The following is a 23637-nucleotide window of genomic DNA, read 5'->3' as shown; positions in this document are numbered from 1 at the left end:
CAAATCAGGCCGCTCTAAAGTGGAAATCTCCGGCTCTTCGGGGTGAGCTGATAGTGCCGAGGGCCCAAGCTCATCAAGGATCGCTGTACGTTGACGGATGAGATAGCGGTGCCCACGATTATCGATGAGTACGATGTAGAACGCAAATACGATGATGCGATTGTGATGGTTCGCAGCTGAGCGTTACTCAATAACGGATGAGAACATGTTATCACTAATATAAAGCCTATGGCTCGCGTACTGAAGGAGACGTGTTGTGCCAATGATGCGGTGGCTTCACGCTTCACAGCATCTGACGCGTTTTGCTACCCAAGCAGTCTCAGCTAAAAGCGTACTAAGCCTCGCTGATAGGTTGGCACAGTGGCGATCGCAATGACTTGCTTTTCGCTATTTGTTGCAAGTTTCGGCTTTATCGTTTAATGGCTTGTCGTTTAAGCAAAGATAATGCAATTGAATGCATTATGGCGGGCGCTTTGCAGTCTTTCAACCAGGCGCTAAGCGTTGCAGTTACATGAACCTTTGTAGCGGCTCTTGACAGTTGGGCACAGTGTTTGCAAGAGGTGAAGTAGGTAACGTCAAGCTGATTAGTCAAGGAACGGGTGCGTTGCCATAGCCGTATGGCTAAATAAAAGTGATGTCTGGAGGGAAAAATGAAGAAGTACCCCAGTACTAAACTGAATGACGCCGCGCCAGTGCGCAGCCTTCGCGTTATGCTCAGCGTTTTCGCTAAAGCTTGGCACAAGTTGATTGTGGCGTGGTCACCGGCGGGCCAAGTGACACGAACGGCTCCCTGACGTGTGCCGATGGGTGGCTCTGATCGCCGCAGTGAATGGTTAGGGATTGCACGCGGCGTGACATAAAAGCCGAGTGGTTTATGAAGGGCAACGATAAATCCTGATTATAGCTTTAATGTTAATTTGTATGCCTATTAAATGTTAGGCTAATCAGTCACCTGAATCGGAGCTTTGTTATGGATGCTAGCGTCACGTCTGCTACGTATGCATTATCCGCTGCCCAAACGGAGATCTGGCTCGCGCAGCAGCTGCATCCAGACAGCCCTGTCTACAACATTGCACAGTACACGGTGATCGAAGGCGCGATTGATCCTGCCGTTTTTAAAGCGGCATTGTGTCAAGTCATTGATGAGGCCGACACCCTGCGCTTGCAATTTATCGACGGCGATAACGGGCTGCGGCAGAGGATCGGCTCACCCGCATGGTCAGTGCCGGTGCTGGACCTCACAACAGAAGCGGATCCGCAGGCGGCCGCCCAGGGGTGGATGCGCACCGATTATGAGCAGCCAGTCAATCTTTTACGGGATCCGCTTTTTTGCTACGCGTTGTTGCAAGTCGCGCCCACGCAATGGCTCTGGTATCAGCGCTATCACCATATCATCATGGACGGATATGGCCAGTTCCTCATCGCACAGCGTGTCGCACACGTGTACAGTGCGATGCGCGCGAAACGTGAGCCCGCGCCTTGTACGTTTGGCTCGGTGCTGAAGCTGTTAGAAAGCGATGCGCAATACCAGGCCTCCGCCCAGCGAGCACGGGATGAATCCTATTGGCTTAAGCACTGCGCCAATTGGCCTGAGCCTGCGACGCTGGTAAGCCGCCGCGCCTCTGCTTCACAGCAGCGGCTGCGCCAGACAACTTATCTGGCCACCCAGGCGCTGGGCGACACTGCGTCGGATACTCGTCGGCTAACACAGTTTATGACGGCGGCGATGGCCGCGTATCTTTATCGATTCACGGGTGAACAAGACGTCGTATTGGGTCTTCCGGTCAAGGCCCGCTTCGGTGCCGACCGGCATATTCCTGGCATGAAGTCCAATACATTGCCACTGCGGCTCACAATACGACCAGGAATAAACCTGTCGTCGTTCATGCAGCAGGCCGCGCAGGAGATGCAAAGCGGGCTACAGCATCAACGCTACCCGAGCGAAGCGCTGCGGCGTCAACTTGGGCTGCCGCCCGGGCAGCGGCTGTTTGGTACCACGGTCAACGTGATGCCGTTTGACTATGACCTGTTGTTTGGCAGGTATCTGTCGACAAACCATAATCTGCTCCTTGGTCCGGTTGACGATTTAATGCTTGATGTCTATTGGATACCTAATAGTCATCAATTGCGCATTGACTTTGACGCCAATCCTGCTTGCTACAGCGTGCAGGAGCTTGAAGCGCATCAGCGCCGGTTTATCCGATTCATACAAGCGCTGGCTGACAATGCCATGCAACCGATTGGCAGCATCGATCTGCTCGACGCTGACGAACGGCGTCGGCTGTTGGTCGAGTGGAATGCGACAGAACAAGACTATCCATCGCACTTGTGTGTACACCAGCTATTCGAAGCGCAGGTCGAGCGTACACCTGAGGCACCGGCGCTGGTGTATGAAGAGCAGACACTGAGCTATGCGGAGTTGAATACGCAGGCTAACCGCCTGGCGCATCGGCTCATTGAATTAGGCGTCAAGCCGGACGCCCGTGTGGCGGTCTGCGTGCAGCGTAGTCCCGCGCTGGTCGTTGGACTACTGGCAATTTTGAAAGCTGGCGGCGCGTATGTGCCGTTGGACCCCAACTATCCGGGCGAGCGCTTGGTGCACATCCTCGCCGATGCCGCACCGAACATTGTGCTCGCGGATGCGGCTGGGTGCGTCGCACTCGGTGACACGGTGCTGGCCGAACGTATAGTGCTCAGTCCGAACATGCTGCCGGAGCAGGCGGACACCAATCCGTCGGTGCCGGGCCTCACCGCACAGCATCTGGCGTATGTGATCTACACATCTGGCTCGACCGGTATGCCGAAGGGTGTGATGATTGAACATGCTCAAACAGTCAATTTTTTGCATTGGGCACTGCAAACTTTTACGCCATCAGAGACGCGGCACACGCTGTTTGCGACATCAATTAATTTTGATCTTTCGGTCTTCGAGTGTTTTGTGCCGCTCACGCAAGGCTCAACTGTGCACCTGGCTGACAATGCCTTGGCTTTAATGCATCGAGCTCAGCCAGTCAGCTTAATTAATACCGTGCCTTCTGCGCTGCAGTCCTTGTTGATGCGTCGAGCGAGCTTAGCTTCGGCGAGCACAATCAATCTGGCAGGCGAGCCGCTGACAGCGCGCTTAATCAAACAGATTTTTGAACAGACGCCGGTTAAGCGGCTGTGTAATCTTTATGGGCCTTCAGAGTGCACCACCTATTCGACTTGGAACTCGATGTACCGTGGCGACCCATGCATTGAAAGCATCGGTCGCCCGATTGCCAATATACGTATTTATCTGCTAGATACTCACGGTCAGCCGGTGCCGCTGGGCGCGGTCGGCGAGTTGTATATTGGCGGCGCGGGTGTGGCACGTGGTTACTTGAACCGGCCGGAGCTGACCGCCGAGCGCTTTGTGCGCGATCCGTTCTCAGATAAAGCTGATGCACGGCTGTATAAGACCGGGGATTTGGCGCGTTACTTGCCCGACGGCAATCTGGAGTTCTTGGGCCGCAACGATGATCAAGTCAAGATTCGCGGCTTTCGGATTGAGCCCGGTGAGATCGAAGCATGCCTGACGCAATACCCGCAGGTGCGCGAGGCGGTCGTGCTTGCACAAGGCGGCGGCAGCGGCAAGCGTCTGGTGGCGTATGTGGTCGCAGAAGCCGATGAGCACTTGGCCAGTACATTGCACGCGCATGTGGCGGCAAGCTTGCCCGAGTACATGGTGCCCAGTGCGTTCGTGCAGCTGGACATATTACCGCTGACACCAAACGGTAAACTCGATCGGCGTGCACTGCCCGCGCCAGATGCCAACGCGTTCATGCATCAGGCGTACGAGGCGCCGCAGGGCGAGTTCGAGACGACGCTGGCGCAAATTTGGACCGAGCTGCTGGGTGTCGATCAAGTGAGCCGGCATGATAGCTTCTTTGCGCTCGGTGGCCATTCGCTGCTCGCGGTGCAGTTGATTGAGCGTCTGCGGCGCCGGGGAATCGGCTTGTCGGTGCGTGCGCTGTTTGACACGCCGGTGCTTATGGCACTGGCCCAAACGCTGGGCGAGCATCGTGAAGTGGTCGTGCCGCCCAATGCTATCACGCCGGCCACCACCGCGCTGACGCCCGAAATGCTACCGCTTATTGAGCTGACGCAGGCCGAGATCGATCGGATTATTAAACAAGTGCCCGGTGGCGTCGCAAATATCCAGGATATCTATGCACTGTCGCCACTGCAAGACGGCATTCTGTTTCACCATCTGCTCACCCGCGACGGTGATCCGTATCTGCTGATCACCCAATTGGCTTTTGACACGCGAGCGCGGCTCGATCAGTATCTGGATGCGCTCCAGCAGGTCGTGAATCGCCACGACATTTTGCGCACTGCGTTGGTATGGGAAGGTGTGTCCACGCCCGCGCAGGTGGTGTGGCGCCAGGCGCCGCTGTCGGTGATCGAGCTCACGCTGGAGCCGGCCGACGGGCCGATCGCGGAGCAACTGGCGCGACGTTTTGATTCGCGTCACGCTCGGCTGGACCTGACGCAGGCGCCTTTACTACGTTTGGCGGTTGCCCAAGACACCGACGATCGCTGGGTGCTGGTTCAGCTAATGCACCATTTGATCGGCGATCACTCGACGCTGGAGATGATGCACGTGGAGGTGCAGGCGTTCATCGCAGGTGAGGGTAGGAGGTTACCACCGGCACAGCCATTCCGTAATCTAATCGCACAGGCGCGTTTGGGCGTCAATCAAGCCGAACATGAACGCTTCTTTAGTGACATGCTAGCCGACATTGAGGAGCCGACGTTGCCGTTCGGCTTGGTGCAGGTGCATCGTAACGGCACACAGGTGAGCGAAGCGCATCGGATGCTACCGCAGGCATTGAACGATCGACTGCGCGCGCAGGCTAAGCGGCTGGGTGTAAGCTTAGCCAGTTTGTGTCATCTCGCGTGGGCGCAGGTGCTTGCGCGTGCCAGTGGCCAACAACAAGTGGTATTTGGCACAGTATTGTTTGGACGGATGCAAGCCGGCGGCGGCGCGGATTGTGCAATGGGGCTTTTTATCAATACGCTGCCCCTACGCGTAAACTTAGACGGCAGTGTGAAAACGAGTGTATGTGCCACGCATGCGCGCCTGGCGGCGCTGCTCGAGCATGAGCATGCGTCGTTGGCGCTCGCGCAGCGTTGTAGTAGCGTGCCGGCGGGCACGCCGCTGTTTAGCGCGCTGCTCAATTACCGGCACAATGTGGTGACTTTAGACGAGCACGGCATGCCGCCGGGCATCGAGCGGCTGAGCATCGAAGAGCGCACCAATTACCCGCTGGCGCTGTCGGTTGAAGATTTCGGAAAAGCGCTGGGGTTGACGATGCAGACGGTGGAGCCGCTGGAGCCCGCCAGGATGTGTGGGTATATGCAGCAAGCGCTGCAGAGTCTGTCCGATGCGCTTGAGGCGGCGCCGGACACCCCAGTGCAGCAGTTGCAGGTTCTGCCCGAGGCGGAGCGCCAATTGTTGCTTGACACGTGGAATGCAACGCAGCAGGCATATCCAGAACATGGGTGCGTACACCAGCTATTCGAAGCGCAGGCCGAGCATACCCCCAAGGCGCCGGCGCTCGTGTTTAAAGAGCAGACACTGAGCTATGCAGAGCTGAATGCACAGGCCAATCGCCTCGCGCATCAGTTGATCGAGCGGGGCGTCAAGCCCGAGATGCGCGTGGCGCTCTGTGTCGAGCGCTCGCCGGCGCTGGTGGTGGGACTGCTGGCGATCCTCAAAGCGGGGGGCGCGTATGTGCCGCTGGATCCGGTGTATCCGAGTGAGCGCTTGGCGTACATTCTGAGTGATGCGGCACCGGCGCTGGTGCTGGCCGATGTGGCGGGCCGTGCCGCGTTGGGGGAAGCGGCGCTGGCCTCCCGCACTGTGCTGGATCCGAATGCGCTGCCGCTGTGCTCGGACGTCAATCCGTCGGTCCCAGACCTCACCGCTCGCAATCTTGCGTATGTCATCTACACGTCTGGCTCCACCGGCACACCCAAGGGCGTGATGGTCGAGCATCGGAGTGTAGTGAATTATGCGCAGGCGCAACTCACTTGCTATCGAATAAACGCATGCAGCCGGGTCGTGCAGTTTGCCTCGTTCAGCTTCGATACAAGTGTCTCGGAAATCATGGTTTTGGTTTGTGGTGCAAGCTTGTATTTACTGCCCAATGAGACCCGCTATGACCGACAAAGGCTGTGGGATTATCTGGAAAAACACACAATCACGCACGCGACCTTCCCGCCTGCATTGCTCCAGAATAGTGAGAATTTGCCCAATCTGGGCGCACCTCTGACATTAATTCTGGCAGGCGAAGCGGCCAGTGCGTCATTATTTCGGAACTTGGCCAGTCAATGCGTCGTCTTCAATGCATACGGTCCGACGGAAACGACCGTTTGCGCAACAGTATGGCTTGGCTCACGTGATCTGAGCAGCACAGTAGTTCCGATTGGTCGTCCCCTTAACAATATTCGTGTTTATTTGCTTGATGCACATGGACAGCCAGTGCCGCTGGGTGCGGTCGGTGAACTGTACATTGGTGGCGCCGGCGTCGCGCGCGGCTATCTAAACCGCCCGCAGCTCACCGCCGAGCGTTTTGTGCCCGATCCGTTTTGCGAGGTGCCGGACGCGCGGATGTACAAGACGGGCGATCTGGCCCGCTATTTGCCTGATGGCAACCTGGAATACCTTGGGCGCAATGACCATCAGGTCAAGCTCCGCGGCTTTCGGATTGAACCGGGCGAGATCGAAGCATGCTTGAGGGCGCACCCGCAGGTGCATGATGCGGTGGTGCTCGCGACAGGCGAAGGCAGCCACAAGCGGCTCGTGGCATATGTGGTCGCTGAGGCCGACGAGTCGTTGGCGAGCACGCTGCGCGCGCAGGTGGCCGCAGCGCTGCCCGAGTATATGGTGCCGGCCGCGTTTGTGCGGCTGGACGCGTGGCCTTTGACGCCGAACGGCAAGCTTGATCGGCGTGCATTGCCCGAGCCAGACGCGCAGGCACTGGCGCATCACGCGTATGAAGCGCCGCAAGGCGAGCTCGAGACGACGCTCGCTGAGATCTGGGCGGAGCTACTGGGTGTGGAGCGCGTGGGCCGGCATGATAGCTTCTTTGCACTCGGCGGCCATTCGCTGCTTGCGGTGCGCTTGATGAATCGGGTGGCCGCACTCGGTGTGCCATTGCCGCTCGCAGCGTTGTTCGCCGCGCCTACGCTGGCTGCGTTGGCCGCTGCGCTCAATGCGCAACGCGCGTCAGACAGTAGCGCACCACCGACAATCACGCCGGTGTCGCGTGCAGGGGCGCTGCCGCTGTCGTTTGCACAGCAACGGCTGTGGTTCCTCGCGCAGCTCGATAGGGTCAGTAGCACTTACCACATTCCGTTGGCACTGCACTTGCATGGCCCCTTAAATCAACTCGCTTGGCAGCAAGCACTCGACGCACTCTTCGCACGCCATGAAGCGCTACGCTCGGTGTTTGTGGCCGTTGACGGTCAGCCGCAGTTACACTTGTTGCCCCGCGAGACGGGCGTGCCGATACGCTGGTATGACCTGCGTGGCGTACCGGACGCGCATGCACAGCTGGCGAGGCTGAGCGTCGAAGAAGCGCACGCGCCGTTCGATCTGGCGCACGGGCCGCTGCTGCGCGCACGCGGCATCCAGTTAGCTGACGAAGAGCACGTGATGCTGCTCACGCAGCACCATATCGTCTCGGATGGCTGGTCAATCGGGGTGATGGTGCGCGAGCTCAGTACACTCTATGCGGCAAGCGCTGCCGGCCAGACCGATCCTTTGCCGCCGCTGGCGATCCAGTATCCGGATTATGCGGCCTGGCAACGTCAATGGCTATCGGGCGAGCGGCTCCAAGGGCAAAGCGACTATTGGCGCGCGACGCTGGCCGACGCGCCGGTGCTGTTAGAGTTGCCCACTGACCGGCCGCGCCCGGCGCAGCCATCGTTTGCTGGTGCGCAGGTACCGATTCGTATTGATGCCCAAACCACGGGGGCGTTGAAGCGCGTGAGCCAAGCACACGGCGCCACACTGTTCATGACGGTGCTCGCAGCGTGGAGTGCGGTCCTGTCCCGCCTGTCGGGCCAAGACGATCTGGTGATCGGCACACCCAGCGCCAATCGCAACCATTATCAAATCGAGCCGTTAATTGGTTTTTTTGTCAATACGCTCGCATTGCGTATGGATTTGTCCGGTAAGCCCAATGTGACACAGTTGCTCGAGCGCGTGCGGCGCACGACGCTAGACGCGCAAGCGCATCAGGATTTGCCATTCGAGCAAGTCGTAGAGATCGTGCAGCCGCCGCGCCGGCTCGAGCATACGCCGCTGTTTCAGGTGATGTTTGCGTGGCAGAACAGCGAGACCGCGGCTTGGAACTTGCCCGGCTTGGCTGTGCAGTCGATGGAGCTGGACTATGACGTCGTTAAGTTTGATCTGGAGTTAGGTTTGTACGAGGCGGGCGAGGAAATCGTCGGCAGCCTAAGCTATGCAACGGCGTTATTTGATCGCGCAACGATTGAGCGGCATGTCGGCTATCTGCAAGCGATGTTGCAAGCGATAGTCGCTGGCGGACAACAGCCTGTCGCCCATGTTGAGCTGCTCGCGCCAGCTGAGCGGACTTTACTGCTTGAAACGTGGAACGCAACGCAGCAGGACTATCCGACGCATCAGTACATCCACCAATTGTTCGAAGCACAGGTGGTGCGCACACCGGAGGCGACGGCACTGGTCTACGAAGACCAAATGCTCAGCTATACAGAGCTCAATGCGCAGGCCAACCGTTTGGCACACCATCTGATTGAATTGGGCGTTGCACCCGATGCGCGGGTGGCGATCTGTGTCGAACGCAGCCCCGCGCTGATGGTAGGGCTGCTGGCGATTCTGAAGGCCGGCGGTGCGTATGTGCCGCTGGACCCCGCGTATCCGCCAGAACGCCTGGCTTATATGGTGACAGATAGTGCGCCTGCCGTATTGCTCAGCGTGGGTACACCACCTGCCGCGGTAACGCAAAGCTTAGGAGCCGGTGTGACGGTACTGGATCTGCACGCTGATGCAGCGCAGTGGGCACATCGAAGCGCGCATAATCCTGACGCGTACGAATTATCGTTGAATGCACAGCATTTGGCCTATGTGATTTATACGTCAGGTTCCACAGGTCAGCCCAAAGGAGTGATGGTTCCACACCACAGCTTGGTTAACCTGGTGACAGCGATGGTGCGTCGTCTTGACTTAACTGCACAAGACCGGATGCTGCAATGTTCGTCTTTGTCCTTTGACGCGTCGCTCGGGGAAATGTTTGTCACGCTCACTCAGGGCGCGACATTAGTGTTACGCACCGACGCTTGGTTAGCCGGGGCGCAGTCATTCTGGGCGCTTTGCCAGGCCAACCGTGTCAGTGTAACGGATTTACCGACCCAATTCTGGACACAACTGATCCAGGAAAAAACTCCACTCCCCAACAGTGTACGTGTGGTCATGATCAGTGGAGATGCGTTGAGCGCGACAGCGCGTGATGCCTGGTTTGCCAGAGACGGTCATCGACCGCGTTTGTTGAACGTTTACGGTCCGACCGAGACGACGGTGACAGCTACCGTGCATGAGGTGACGGATCACGAAAGTAGCTGGCGCACGATCGGTCGGCCCATTGACAATACCCGGCTCTATATCCTGGATACGCACAGCCAGCCGATGCCGCTGGGTGCGGTGGGCGAGTTGTATATCGGCGGAGCGGGTGTCGCACGTGGCTACCTGAACCGGCCGGAGCTCACGGCCGAGCGCTTCGTGCGCGATCCGTTCTCGAGCGAAGCCGATGCCCGAATGTACAAGACAGGGGACCTGGTGCGCTACTTGCCTGATGGCAACCTGGAGTTCCTGGGCCGCAATGACCATCAAGTCAAAATCCGGGGCTTTCGCATTGAGTTGGGCGAGATCGAAGCGTGCTTGGCCCAGCACGCGCAGGTGCACGAGGCGGTGGTGCTGGCCACTGGCGAAGGCCAGAATAAACGCCTGGTGGCGTATGTGGTGGCGCAGGCCGATGAGCAACTGGCCAATACGTTACGCACCCATGTGGCCTCAGCGTTGCCCGAGTATATGGTGCCGGCCGCGTTCGTGCGGCTCGATGCATTGCCGCTGACACCGAACGGCAAGCTGGATCGTCGGGCACTGCCCGAGCCCGACGCCGACGCGTTTGCGCATCAAGCGTATGAGGCACCGCAAGGCGAACTCGAAACCACATTGGCTGCGGTCTGGTCCGAGTTGCTGGGTGTGGAGAAGATCAGCCGTCACGACAGCTTCTTTGCTTTGGGCGGTCATTCGCTACTGGCCGTGCAATTGATCGAGCGGCTACGCCGACGCGGCTTAGGGATCTCTGTGCGATCGCTGTTCGATATGCCGGTGCTCAGCACGCTGGCTCAGTCGCTGGGTCAGCATCAGGAAGTGGTGGTGCCAGCGAATCGCATCACGCTTGAGACGAGTCAGTTGACCCCGGACCTGTTGCCGTTGATCGAGCTGACCCAAGCCGAGATCGATCGCATTGTCGAGCAGGTGCCGGGTGGGGTCGCCAATATCCAGGACATCTATGCGCTATCACCGTTGCAGGATGGCATCTTGTTCCATCATCTGCTGGTGACGGACGGGGATCCGTATCTGCTAGTCGCACAATGGGCTTTTGACACGCGCGAACGGCTCGATCAGTATTTGGATGCGGTTCAACAGGTCGTCAATCGTCACGATATTTTGCGCACTGCCGTTGTTTGGGAGGGCTTGTCCACGCCCGCGCAGGTGGTTTGGCGACATGCGCCCCTATCGGTCACTGAGCTTGTGCTGGATGCTGCCGACGGGCCGATCGCCGAGCAATTGGCGCAGCGCTTTGATCCCCGTCACTATCGATTGGATTTAACTCAGGCGCCACTTTTGCACTTTGCCATTGCGCAGGACACCGACGGTCGTTGGCTGCTCGTCGAGCTACTGCATCATCTGATTGGCGATCACGCCACTGACGAGATGATGCATACCGAGGTGCAGACATTTCTCATGGGCCAGGGCAAGACGCTGCCTGCTGCGCAACCGTTCCGCAACTTCGTTGCGCACGTAAGATTGAGCGCCAATCAAGCCTCCCACGAACGTTTCTTTACTGACATGCTCGCGGACGTGTCGGAGCCGACGTTGCCGTTTGGGCTCGCCGACGTGTATGGTAACGGTGACCAAATCATTGAAGCACATTGGAAGTTGCCGCAAGCATTAAATGATCGGCTGCGTGCACAAGCTAAGCGATTAGGCGTGAGCTTAGCCAGTCTGTGTCATCTGGCCTGGGCACAAGTGCTCGCGCGCGCGAGTGGTCAACAACGCGTCGTGTTCGGTACGGTGCTGCTAGGGCGGATGCAAACGGGCAACGGCGCGGACCGGGCGCTGGGGCTATTCTTAAATGTGTTGCCGCTGCGCGTGGATCTGGAGGGCAGCGTAGAGTCGAGTGTACACGCCACGCATACTCGACTGGCGTCGCTGCTCGAACATGAGCATACGCCACTGGTGCGCGCGCTGCGCTGTAGCGGTATGCCCGCCGGCTCGCCACTCTTTAGCGCGTTGTTGAATTACCGGCACAATACGCTCTCGGCAGAGGACAGTGAAGCACTGGCTGGCATCCAATTTCTGGGCGGGCAAGAGCGAAGCAACTATCCACTGGCCTTGTCTGTGGAGGATTATGGTATTGCGCTCGGATTAACTGTGCAGATCGCACAACCCGGTAATCCTAATCGCGTGTGCGCTTACATGCAGCAGGTGCTCGAAAGTTTGGTCAATGCACTGGACTGCACGCCCGACCAACCTGTTCAGCAATTGAAGTGGCTGCCTGACACCGAACGCGAACAATTGCTTCAGACATGGAATGCGACACAGCAGACGTATCCAGCCCACCTGTGTATTCACCAATTGTTCGAAGCGCAGGCAGTACGCACGCCCGATGCGACGGCGTTGGTACAGGGTACCCACCTACTGAGCTACGCACAGCTGAATGCGCAGGCGAATCGCCTTGCCCATCGATTGATCGAGCTGGGCGTACGGCCTGACGCGAAAGTGGCAATGTGTGTTGAGCGCTCGCCTGCCATGATGGTGGGTTTGCTGGCGATCCTAAAAGCAGGCGGAGCCTATGTGCCGCTGGACCCAGCGTATCCGGGCGAGCGGCTCGCGCATATTTTACAAGATGCAGCGCCCGAGATTGTGTTGGCGGATGCGGTGGGTTGTGCCGCGCTCGGTGACGCGGCACTCGCGTCTCGCACGGTGCTCAACCCGAACACAGTGCCGGAGCAGAGGGACATGAATCCATCGGTGCCGCAGCTCACGGCTCGTCATCTTGCCTATGTGATTTATACGTCCGGCTCCACCGGCACGCCGAAGGGCGTCATGGTGGAACATCGCGGCGTGATGAATCTTGTGCACGCGCAGATTGCCCGCTTTGAGGTGTGCGCGACCAGCCGCGTATTGCAGTTTGCCTCACTCAGTTTCGATGCGAGTATCTCTGAAATTCTGATGGCGTTTGGCAGCGGTGCGACATTGTATTTGCCGCCCGAGACCACCCGTTGGGATCAACGGGAGCTTTGGACTTATTTGGCAAGTCACGCGATTACGCACGTGACGCTGCCACCCGCGCTGCTTCAACAGGGCGAAGCGCTGCCTACCCTCAGTACGCCCTTAATGCTGATTCTTGCGGGGGAAGCCCCTGATCCGGCATTCGTGCAGTATTTAAGCCAACACTACACCGTTTTCAATGCGTATGGCCCGACGGAAGCCACGGTGTGCGCCACCATATGGCGAGGCAGGCGGGATATGAACAGCAAGGTTGTGCCGATTGGTCGACCGATTGCGAACACGCGGATTTATTTGCTCGATGCCCATCGCCAGCTTGTACCGTTGGGTGCGGTCGGTGAGTTGTATATTGGCGGAGCGGGGGTGGCACGCGGTTACCTGAACCGGCCCGAACTCACGGCCGAGTGCTTCGTGCGTGATCCGTTCTCGGGCGAAGCCGACGCACGGATGTACCGAACAGGTGACCTAGCGCGTTATTTACCCGACGGTCATTTGGAATACCTGGGTCGCAATGACCATCAGGTCAAGATCCGCGGTTTCCGGATTGAGTTGGGCGAAATCGAGGCGTGTTTGGCTAAACATGCCCAGGTACGCGAGGCGGTGGTGTTGGCCACGGGCGAAGGGAGCGCCAAGCGCCTGGTGGCGTATGTGGTGGCGCAGGCCGATGAGCAACTGGCCAATACGTTGCGCACACATGTGGCCTCAGCGTTGCCCGAGTATATGGTGCCCAGCGCGTTCGTGCGGCTGGACGCGCTCCCCTTAACACCGAACGGCAAGCTCGATCGTCGGGCACTACCCGTACCGGACGTCAACGCATTCGTGCACCAAGCGTATGAAGCGCCGCAAGGCGAGCTCGAGACGACACTGGCCCAAATTTGGTCCGAACTGTTGGGGGTGGAGCAGGTGGGCCGTCACGACAGCTTTTTCGCGCTCGGCGGCCATTCGTTGCAGGCAATGCAAATGATCAGTCGCAGCCGTACCGCATTGGGTGTGTCCATTCCGATGCGCACGCTATTTGAGGCCCCTACCCTTGCCGCGCTGGCGCAGCGTGTCTCCATGCAAGGCAGCGTGCAAGATGATTCCTTTGCGGTACTGCTGCCGATTCAACCGCACGGCTTTCGGCCCCCGCTTTTCTGCATCCATCCCATTACTGGGTTGAGTTGGCACTATCGAAGCTTGGCAAGCTGTTTGGGAACCGATCATCCTGTCTATGGTTTGCAAGCCCGCGGACTGAATGGCGCTTCGCCACTCGCGCCTACGATCGAGGCCATGGCGGCGGACTATATCCAGCAGATGCGTCGTATTCAGCCTCGTGGTCCATACTATTTGTTGGGCTGGTCGTTGGGTGGCAACGTTGCCCACAACATGGCGACGCAACTCGAGCAGCAGGGCGAGCGAGTCGCGTTGCTGGCAGTGCTGGATGCTACGCCTAATCACACGCAACAGGATGATGGGCTGGAAATAATCGAAGAAGAGTTTTATATGAATATGTTTGCGCGTTACAAAGCGGAAAGCTTATCGGAGGTCGGTCAATATCTGTGGAAAAAAATTCGTGCAGTTATACAGAATAATGAACGTATTATTCAAAGCTTTTCTCCGTGTATTTATGGTGGTGAAATGTTGTTTTTTCGAGCGACGGTGCCACAGGATACGTCTATTGAGACCATCTCCCCGGACGTCTGGCAGCCTTACGTGTTAGGCAATGTTGAGGTTCATGACATTGTCTGCAAGCATTGGGATATGGATCTGCCGGAACCGACTGCGCATATTGGGCGCATGCTGCGTCAGAAGCTAAATGAGTTACAGGAATGTCGGCCAAACGGTGATGAAGAGGAAGAATTTTCATCATAGAAGATCGGAAATTTTAATAAGAGCTTGCTTTAAATATTTTTGTATTAATATTTTTGATATGAACTCTGCCTGCTACAAGCTTTCCACATCGATTGTCATCGATGAAAAAATTGTGGCGGCAGTGGGGGAAGAACGACTCACGCGGATTAAGCATACGAAAGAAGCTGAGGCTGCCCCCGAATCAGGGCCGTTCTAGTAGAAATTTCCGGCTCTTTGGGGTGGCCAAATTGGCCTGGGGGCTGTATTGGCGGGCAAACTCGGCAGGCGTCATCCACTGCAGTGCACAGTGGGGACGCATCTCATTATAGTACTGGCGCCAAGTCTCGATTTTGCGCTTGGCGTTCTCGAGTGACAAGGTAATCCTCCCGAGGATCCAGCGGGAACAGAAGTAGCATTTTTTCGTTGACGGGGTTCTACAGAATAAAGAAGTCGAGATTCACGGACAGCCAGCTCAGGGACACGCTCAAGCGCGAGGAGGCAAAGCTGACGGTACCGGACCTATGCCGAAAGCGATTCGGTGTGACACATAGTCATAGATCGCGTGACCTCACCAACTACGCATCAGACGCATGCTCGTCACTGCCGTCAGGACCGGGGGCTGCCGCCGCGCAAGCGGCACGTTGATGCGATCGCCGCGCTGCCTCCAGCATACGCCATAACGTCGGGGACGCGAGCTGTCGTCGATCGACAGCGGACACGACAAGTCCGGTGCCTTGACACCAGAACGCAATACCGGCCGACGGAAAAGCGTCTTCCGGCACGTGTGTCGATCCGGCGTCGGAATCCGCCGGGCCAGGTTCGTCGTCTTTCATATCGCAATCGCGTAATCGAACTTCAGGTCCGTTGCGGCATGGCCACCGTGTAACCCCCAGTTGTCGAGCGGCTCTTCACGCAACAGAACTAGGATGCGGGATGGATCAACCTGACGCGCCTGCGCCACCTCCGCGACAACGCGTTCGTAAAGTCGGCGCTTGACATCGAGCGAGCGTCCGGCGAACAGCGTGATCTCGATCACCAGATACTCGCCAGTACCCGCCGGCGGATAAAAATCCTCCGGTTCGAACGTCTGGTATCTCGCTTGCAACTCGTTCGGAGTAACCCCCAGTGTTTGTCGAAGTACGCTGAATAGCAAGTCGACGAGTCGCGCCTTCTCGTCTGCGGTGCGCGTCCGCGGCTCTTCGATTTTGACGATTGGCATATTCAAGTCTCCTGAATCATGGTAAGTGGATTTTTGGTAAAACCAGCGTAGGCACGAGACTGCATCTCGGCAAGGCGGCTAACTGTCCTCGATAGATCATGCGCACCTTCGAGGCCCTCGAGTGCATCGCTGATCGCAATGTCCGATGCGATACAGACACCGCACTTGCGGTCATACAAGATGTCGATCAACCACACCAGACGCTGCAATGTATCGGGATTTTCCAGTGCCGTTGCGTAGACGTTGTCAATGATGACCCATTGCCAGCGATCAACCATCGCCAAATAATCGACATGCGAACGCTGCGCCATGCAAAGCACGTCGAAATCCACCCATACCGTTGTCTCGCCCGCAGCGCTCACCGGCAACGGCCGACCCGCCAACTCCATAACGCCAGGTTGCAGCGCAGCTTCGCCTTCCCGAGTGACGAAAATGGTGCGTAACGGCTCGCGAGCAAGCGCAAGCGGCGAAAAGAACCGAGGCTGTGCGGTATCCGCATCACTGAACCGGTAATCGCGCGGTCCATCGAAGTGCGCGATCGTGAAATGACGCTTAATCATGTCGATCGTCGGTGCGAAACGCGCATGATATTCCTGGTTCGGCAGCAGATCGTCCGGCGCATAGTTCGACGTGAGCACGATACGCACGCCCTCAGCGATGGCCGTTGTCAGAAATCGCCCAATAAGAAACGCATCAGCGATGTCATGCACGTGAAATTCATCAAAACACAGCAGATTGACGCCGTGCAGCCAAGTCTTCGCGACGTCCGCGAGCCGATCGCTACTGCGCGGTGCCTTCACAAGCCTGCAATTGATATCCCGCAGAAACTCATGAAAATGAATCCGCCGCTTCGATCCTGGCGCGAGCTGAAAAAACGCATCGACGACCATGCTCTTGCCTCGTCCGGGTAGACCATGGCAATACACGCCATGCAACCGGTGCAGCGCGCCCAGCCAGCGCCGACCCGGTGCCATGAGCAGCATACATAACGCTGCGATTGCCCGGCGCTGGCTTTCGTCCGGCTCGATTCCGCTGCTGCGAAGCGAGGCTACGACTTGCGCGTCATCGAGCATGCGCGGCCCCCTCCCGTGGCGGCAGGAATGTCTCCAGCAGCGGCCGCAGACTACGCGCGCGCGTGGACAACAGGCAGTCGAGCGCCGCATACTGGTCCTCTAAGCCCTTATCCTGCGAAAGCTTGATGCGCGCCTCCTCATGCTCGACGTGTACGCGCAACGCGAGCACGCCCGGCGCGAACCGTGCCACCCGTTCATCATTCGCGTCGAACTGCCATCGTGCATCGTCGGGCTGCAAGCGGGCCGCTGTCTCGCGCAGCACGTCGATCTTCTGCGCCAGGTCGGTCACGACATGCACAGAGCCCACCAGATGGACGGCCACGTAGTTCCACGTCGGAAGTTGTCGCGTCACGTACGCTTCGGGCGGAATATAGCTGTCGGGTCCAGTGAACACAATACGCGCACGCACCGTTTTAACATCACAGAACTGAGGGTTTGCCGCATCGACATGACCGAATAGACTGCGCGACTGGCGTTCGCGAAAAAGCGGGATATGGCTCGCATGAGATAGCCCCGCGTCCGTGCTGACGATCAACGCGAGCGGAAAGCTGTCGATGATCGCGTCGATCCGCTCCGGATCAGTAAAGCGGAACGCATCATAATGAAACGAAACGGGTTGGTTCGCTAGAGGTTCCATTTTTGTCCGTATCATGGATGGCCGCAGTGGCCGTGGCAGAAGGCACGACTGCATTCGAACTGGCGCGTGCCGCGGGGCGCGACAGCTGCGCGTAGAGCGACCGAGCAATGGCCTCGGAGCGCAACGCCAGCAGACTGAACGAGCCGGAGTCCCCCATGCCGTGGGATGACTCGCATAACCCGTTTAAATACAGCGGTGCGTCCGGCGCCACTGCACACGAGAAATGCACGCGGTAGTCGAACGACACATCCAGGTGCCCGCGGCTCAAGTCGAGCAGCGGCGCCAGCTGCCGCAGCAGCGGTGGATAGGGCTCGTACCTCGGACCGTCGCCAATATCAAGAAAGCCCGTTGCCAGGACAACCAGGTCGAAGCAGTCGAGCACATGCTCACCGCTCACCGAGTTGACGAGCGCCAGGCGAATCCCCTCTTCTGTGACCGTCACAGCATCGACGTACGTATTGGTCCGTATCGCCAGACCATCACGTCCCAATATTCGGTTCACGTAGCGCTTGACGTACAGCGCCTCCAGTACGTCCTTGTCCGCCGAAGCATAATTGGTCGGCATCAGTTCCGCGCGCAACCGATTGCGCGTTGCCTGGTCCGCAAAAAAGAATGTTTGAATAAATTCAGGAAAATAAACCTCGTCGGAAAACGGGCTCGTGTCCTTCTGCCGGAACGCAAAGTTACGCGTGATGCCGACAACCGACGCGCACGAGCCGGTACCATACGCGTGCAGCAAAATCTCGACTGCGCTCTGGCTACCACCAATGACCGCGATGCGCGGCTTGCGGCCGCCGTCACACGCCCGTCGCAGCGCGAAGAGATAGTCGTTTAAGTGGACAATGCGCGGATCGTCAAAGCCGGCGAACTGCATCGGCACGTTCGGCGTACGCCCCGGCGCGACAACGACCGAGCGGGCCCGCCATGTGCGACCAGTGCAATCGCTCACCACATAGCCATCCAACAGTCCAGAACGCGCGTCGATGACCGGCTCAATGCTCGTCACGTCCACGCCATAATTGACTTGATGCGCGAAGAAGCCGGCCACCCACTGCACGTACTGCGCATACTCGATCCGCAATGGAAACGATAGCCCGAGGTTCAAATGCTCGAATAATCGCCCGTTCTCGAACAGGAAATTGGTAAATGAATAGCGACTGCGTGGATTGCGTGGCGTGACCAGATCGCGCAGTGGATGGTTCTGGATGTCCGACTCCTCCAGCAGCATGCCCTGCTGCCAGCACGCCGCATCGCGCTTTTCGAGAAACAAAACGTCGAGGCCGTCGGTCAGCTCCTCAAGCGCTACGGCAAGCGCAATGTTGGCGGGACCAAAGCCGATTCCAATCACATCGTAAACGCAAGGTTCAAGCGCCGTGGCGGCGTCGTGTCCTGCTTTCATAAGGTCTCCGATACAGAAATGTGAGCGTTGCGGCCGATACCGTCAGGGGTAAGCAAGGGCGCATCCACCGCGCTGGTCACCGTCGATAACGCTCGTTCGAGACGAGCTAGGATTTCGTCCGTTTCAGCCTCTGTAATGATCAGCGGCGGCAGCAGCCGCAACACCGCACCGTGACGTCCTCCCGTCTCAATGATCAAACCTTCGTCCAGGCAAGCATGCTTGATGCGCCGCGCTAGTTCGCCCTCCGCTGGCGGCAATCCGCGCGCATCCAGCGGACCGTGTGGATCAACGATCTCGACGCCGAGCATCAGGCCACGACCACGCACGTCGCCGATACACGCGTAGCGCCGTTGCAACGATTCAAGACCGGCGCGCAGCCTGGCGCCGCGCTCAGCTGCCTGCTGCGCAATACCGTGCGAGCGTAGAAATTCAAGCGTAGCGGCACCCGCCACCAATGCGATCTGGTTGCCTCGAAACGTCCCCGCATGGGCACCGGGTCGCCAACCGTCGTAGCAGCGCCGATAGGCGAGCACGGATAGTGGAAAACCGCCGCCCACTGCCTTAGACAGGATGACCGCGTCGGGTATGATGCCAGCCACCTCATGCGCGAACATCGTGCCAGTACGACCGAAGCCGGTCTGCACCTCATCGATAACAAGCGGAATCTGATGACGCAGCGCCAGCTCGGACAATCCGGTCAACCAATCGGCACTGGCCGGAATGCAGCCGCCCTCGCCCTGCACCGCTTCCAGCAGAATCAGCGCGGGCTTCGTGATGCCGCTCTCCGGATCCTCAAGAAGATGGCGGATATACGCCAACGACAACGTATCGCTTTGTGCACCGCCAACACCGAACGGGCATCGATAGGCATTCGGATAAGGCAAAAAATGCACTTCTGCCATCGCCCCGGCCACGCTTTCCTTCGGTCCCCGGTTGCCCATCAGACTCAACGCGCCCATCGTCATGCCGTGATACGCGCCGTGAAATGCCAGTACCGACCGCCGGCCCGTGACTGTCTTGAATAGCTTGATCGCCGCCTCGACCGCATCGGAGCCGGTCGGCCCACAAAACTGAAGCTTGGCATCGTTGGCAAACTGCGGCGGCAATACGCGATATAACGCTTCGACAAATTCGATCTTCGCCGGCGTCGCAATGTCCAGTGCCTGCAGAATGTGGCCCGATGCGAGAAACTGGCTGACCCGCTCCATGACGTACGGATGATTGTGTCCCAACGGCAGCGCGCCAGCGCACGCGAGGCAGTCCAAATATTGACGGCCTTCACTATCGTAGACGGTCGCAAGCTCTGCCCGCGTGAGGACGCGAGTGATCGAGCGTGCATACGTACGAGCATTGGACTCACGATGCTCGAGCATGGACAATGCATCCAGCGTTTGCTTATGCATGATACGACTCCTTTGAATGCTCACTGCGAGCATGCTGTTGCACGCCAGCGGTTTGGTGGGCGCTGCAGCCCGCTGTTGCAGCCTCACCCAGCACACGCAACCAGCGTCGATACTCCACCGCGAGGCGGTCGCTGCGCACATGCATCTCTTCGCGCAAGTCCAGTGGCAGCCGATAGGGACGCTGCGATTCGACGATGTGGCGATCCTGCTCAAACACCCGGTCCTGGCGCTGGAGGATTTGTGCGTCGCTCAAGTCTTCACCGAAGTTGATCGCCACAATGAGCTGTATCACGCACTCGTCCTCGTCAACAGGCGTCGCGTTCAGAAACGTGCAAAAGCGTTCGATAACGCCGGTCTTCTTCGAGAAGTAGGCGGTCGTAGGCCGAAAAGCGTGATAGGTATAGCGAGCGGTAACCGGGATCCCACGATGATCGCCATACGGCTGAAATACCTCGATTTCCGAAGTTTTGAGACCGTTTTCCGTCATTTTTACTTCGTAATCCTCAATTTTATCGGGACAACTTGGATCGCCGTTTAGATTTGCGTGCACGAATGGAAAATGCGAAGCATCGAGGAAATTCTCCACTGAGCGCAATGCGTTTGCCCGATAGCGGTAAGGTCCCGCATACACCTTGCGGAAGCTCGCGTCATCCCATTCGGGGAACGGCGGCACGTCAGCTGCCGGTTGTCCGACACAGACCCAAACTAACCCGTAGCGTTCGGTTACACGGTACACGCGAACAAGCCGCTGCGCGGGCGGCGTTTGGTCCGGATGCGCAGGCACTTTCGTGCATTGTCCCGACGACGCATAACGCCATCCATGATAAGGGCACTCAATTTCCCCGTCGCGCACACAGCCCAGCGAAAGCCGCGCGCCACGATGACCGCAATAATCGAGCCACGCGTTGATGCCGGCATGGTTCCGCCACAGCACCAAGTCCTCGCCCAGCAAGCGCACGGCAAGCGGCATATCGCGTGCCACATCGTCCGAGCGGGCGACCACATGCCACTGATCGCGCAGCGCCCGGTAGTCGAGCGCATCCCGGTCCCACTTTCCAGAATAGATCATTGTTCACCTCATCACGCAAACGGGTAGGCTTCACGCTGGCCGTCAAACTGCCATGACGGGTTGCGCCAGCCATCAACGTCGTAATCGGCAAGACACTGCTCGACGAGCGACCTGCATTGGTCGATCGCACCACATGCGGTGGAATGGTTCAGCATGTCCAACCGTACCTGCTCATGGTTACCCGCATAGTTGTACTCGTACAGCTCGTGCCGGCCGCCAAACTCGCTGCCGATCGCGTCCCACAGCAATTTCACAAGCTTGAGCCGCTCCTGTGCGCTCGAATCAGTGCCTTGGTAGTACGTATCGATGAGCCCACGCAGTTCTGGATTGTGCATGTCCGCGAAACTGGCCACCTGCATGATCAGCGAACCACCGAGGATCGTGTCGAAAATCGGCTTGATGTGGGTCATCACCTGTGCGCCGAAGTGCCGCACTGTCGCCGCCACTTCGAGCCGCGGTACGACAGAGCCGTCGCTGCGCTTTTGCGGCGCAATGCACATCGCTTCAGTCATCGCCCACATCGCGTTGCGCCAGCCGACTACATCGGCCACCTTCGTGCGCACGCCTCTGAATTCGTAGCTGCCGTTTGATTCGAGCAGCTTAATCAACGCGCCACAGAGGAAATCCAATTTGACTGCGAGCCGCGTGCCGGATTGCAACGGATAACGATTCAGGAATCCCGAGGCCGAATAGAAACTGCGCGCCTTCGGTATATCCCGGTAAATCAACACGTTTTCCCATGGCACAAACACGCCATCGAAAATCAGCACCGAATCATTCTCGTCAAAACGGCTGGACAATGGATTGTCAAACGGACTCAACGACGACGCTTCGTATGAGCGCCGACAAACAATTTTTAAGTTTGGCGTACTCATCGGCAAGATGAAGCACAGTGCAAAATCCTCTTCCCGACCCTGCTGGTACTGCGTTGCACTGTTTTGTGCCACGAACGTGGCATTCGATATCGCCGCGCTGGTCGCCACCATCTTAGCGCCACGCACGACGATACCGTCGTCACGCTCTTTCTCCACATGCAGATAGACGTCACGCATGCTGTCAATCGACTTGGCCCGGCCCACTGGTGGATTCACCAGAACATGATTCATGAACAGCACTTTGCGTGCCGTCTCGTGGTACCAGCGGATCGCATTGTCGCGGAACGGATCATAGAAGTCAGGATCGGACAGCAACGTTGCGGTAAAACCCGCCTTGTAGTCGGGCGTACGCCCCATGAAGCCGTACGACAGCCGCGACCAGTGTGCGATTGCGGCGCGGGCCCGCAGCAAGTCGTCGGCCGAACGCGCTGGGGTGAAATAGCAATGCGTGCGATAACCGGACGGATCCAGTGTCGTCATCGTGTCTCGGGACGCCGGTGCATGCAGCGCATCGTACAACCGAGCGATGGATCTCGCACTGTTGCGAAATGCCACGTGCTGCGTGACAGATCGAATTTTTTCACCATAGATGAACACTTCACGGCCGTCGTCGAGACTGGCGAGATACTCGTCAGCCGTCAACATTTCGTCCTTCTCAGCGGCTTCCAGCTTCAATGCCGCGGATGTGCTTTGAATCATGGATACTCCTGGTAACGTTAAATCTAACCGCGACTGCCTACAGCGCCATGGAACCGCCCGGTCCTACCGGGTATAACCTATGAAATTGACGAAAAATACCGCACCAACAAAAACACACCGGATACGAGGATGACGCTATTCACCAGCTTGACGAATTGCTCACGCGAGAGCCTCAGCGTAATGCGGCGTCCTATCCACACGCCGGCCAGCATGCCTGGCGCGAGCAGCACCGCGAGCAGCAGCAGACTGCAGTTGGCGTAGACGCCGGCCGCCAAGAACATCACCAGCCTGGTAAGCGTCGACAATCCAATCAGCGTGGTTTGCGTGATGCGGATATGCTCCTTGTTTTCAAGCCGTCCCTGCAGATAAATCGCATAAATAAAACCGCCACTGCCAAATAACGCGCTGAAGATGCCACCAACGAGTCCGAAAGGCACCGACGACCATGAACTTAATTGTGTCATTGGCCGATAGCCACTTAACGAGTATGCTGCGTAACCAATCACAAAAATCCCAAGCAGCAGCAGCAACAGATCCGGTTTCGTCACCAACAAGATCACCGCACCGATTCCGCTGCCGGCCACCATCAAAGGAACCAGTCGCTTCAATTCGCCGCGCTCGGCTTTTCTGCCGTCTCGCACCACATTCGTGGTGGCCGCACAAAAATCCAGCAATGCGAGCAGCGGGACAATGTGCGATACCGGTATGAACTGGGCCAACAGTGGACTAGCCACCAGTGCAGTGCCAAACCCAGTCATGCCGAACACGACATACGCTAATGCGATCCCTAACCATACGATGAACAAATGCGTTACAGTCAGATCGAAGATCAATTGCGGTCCTT

9 protein-coding genes and 1 pseudogene are annotated in these 23637 nt (G+C 58.0%); 1 reads left to right on the top strand and 9 read right to left on the bottom strand.

From position 1 onward, the window contains the following. Nucleotides 1–967: 967 nt before the first annotated feature. Nucleotides 968–14440: pseudogene (locus tag KQH55_RS15040) on the top strand (amino acid adenylation domain-containing protein); the annotation flags it as partial. 181 nt (nt 14441–14621) lie between these two features. Here KQH55_RS15040 and KQH55_RS15035 read toward each other — a convergent pair. The 9 genes from KQH55_RS15035 to KQH55_RS14995 form a co-directional block, all read right to left on the bottom strand. Next, nucleotides 14622–14876, bottom strand: a complete 255-nt coding sequence (locus tag KQH55_RS15035; RefSeq protein WP_139337316.1) for an integrase core domain-containing protein — start codon at nt 14874–14876, stop codon at nt 14622–14624. A 372-nt stretch (nt 14877–15248) separates the two neighbouring features. Continuing rightward, nucleotides 15249–15638: a tautomerase family protein gene (locus KQH55_RS15030; protein WP_076794246.1), complete on the bottom strand. Its 390-nt coding sequence runs from the start codon at nt 15636–15638 to the stop codon at nt 15249–15251. Nucleotides 15639–15640: 2 nt separating this feature from the next. Next, entirely contained in the window at nt 15641–16711 is a 1071-nt protein-coding gene (gene zapE / locus KQH55_RS15025) for a cell division protein ZapE (protein WP_235091531.1), read from the bottom strand. Beyond that, nucleotides 16701–17348, bottom strand: coding sequence for an FMN-binding negative transcriptional regulator (locus KQH55_RS15020; RefSeq protein ID WP_076794243.1), 648 nt, complete (start codon nt 17346–17348; stop codon nt 16701–16703). The genes zapE and KQH55_RS15020 overlap by 11 nt, the downstream gene beginning before the upstream one ends. Continuing rightward, nucleotides 17308–18747, bottom strand: coding sequence for a SidA/IucD/PvdA family monooxygenase (locus KQH55_RS15015; protein WP_076794241.1), 1440 nt, complete (start codon nt 18745–18747; stop codon nt 17308–17310). The genes KQH55_RS15020 and KQH55_RS15015 overlap by 41 nt, the downstream gene beginning before the upstream one ends. After that, nucleotides 18744–20150 (bottom strand): diaminobutyrate--2-oxoglutarate transaminase family protein, encoded by a 1407-nt coding sequence (locus KQH55_RS15010; RefSeq protein WP_235091530.1) that lies wholly within the window; start codon nt 20148–20150, stop codon nt 18744–18746. The genes KQH55_RS15015 and KQH55_RS15010 overlap by 4 nt, the downstream gene beginning before the upstream one ends. After that, nucleotides 20143–21219: an aromatic ring-hydroxylating dioxygenase subunit alpha gene (locus KQH55_RS15005; RefSeq protein WP_076794237.1), complete on the bottom strand. Its 1077-nt coding sequence runs from the start codon at nt 21217–21219 to the stop codon at nt 20143–20145. Before KQH55_RS15005 ends, KQH55_RS15010 begins: the two co-directional genes overlap by 8 nt. An 11-nt stretch (nt 21220–21230) precedes the next feature. Next, complete coding sequence (locus KQH55_RS15000; protein ID WP_076788057.1) at nt 21231–22793, bottom strand: 4-hydroxyphenylacetate 3-hydroxylase family protein; 1563 nt, start codon at nt 22791–22793, stop codon at nt 21231–21233. A 77-nt stretch (nt 22794–22870) separates the two neighbouring features. Further along, a complete protein-coding gene (locus tag KQH55_RS14995; protein ID WP_076794235.1) occupies nt 22871–23626 on the bottom strand; it encodes a sulfite exporter TauE/SafE family protein in 756 nt (251 codons plus the stop codon). Nucleotides 23627–23637 lie beyond the last annotated feature (11 nt).

Origin of the sequence: Mycetohabitans sp. B3 (assembly GCF_021498065.1) — a bacterium.
Lineage (GTDB): Bacteria > Pseudomonadota > Gammaproteobacteria > Burkholderiales > Burkholderiaceae > Mycetohabitans.
This window is presented reverse-complemented; position numbering and strand designations above follow the sequence as displayed.

What these genes read in the sequence shown, in the direction of transcription:
- KQH55_RS15030 (WP_076794246.1), bottom strand. Translation starts at nt 15,638, where the DNA reads ATGCCAATCGTCAAAATCGAAGAGCCGCGGACGCGCACCGCAGACGAG.
- KQH55_RS15000 (WP_076788057.1), bottom strand. Translation starts at nt 22,793, where the DNA reads ATGATTCAAAGCACATCCGCGGCATTGAAGCTGGAAGCCGCTGAGAAG.
- zapE (WP_235091531.1), bottom strand. Translation starts at nt 16,711, where the DNA reads ATGCTCGATGACGCGCAAGTCGTAGCCTCGCTTCGCAGCAGCGGAATC.
- KQH55_RS15015 (WP_076794241.1), bottom strand. Translation starts at nt 18,747, where the DNA reads ATGAAAGCAGGACACGACGCCGCCACGGCGCTTGAACCTTGCGTTTAC.
- KQH55_RS15020 (WP_076794243.1), bottom strand. Translation starts at nt 17,348, where the DNA reads ATGGAACCTCTAGCGAACCAACCCGTTTCGTTTCATTATGATGCGTTC.
- KQH55_RS15010 (WP_235091530.1), bottom strand. Translation starts at nt 20,150, where the DNA reads ATGCATAAGCAAACGCTGGATGCATTGTCCATGCTCGAGCATCGTGAG.
- KQH55_RS15005 (WP_076794237.1), bottom strand. Translation starts at nt 21,219, where the DNA reads ATGATCTATTCTGGAAAGTGGGACCGGGATGCGCTCGACTACCGGGCG.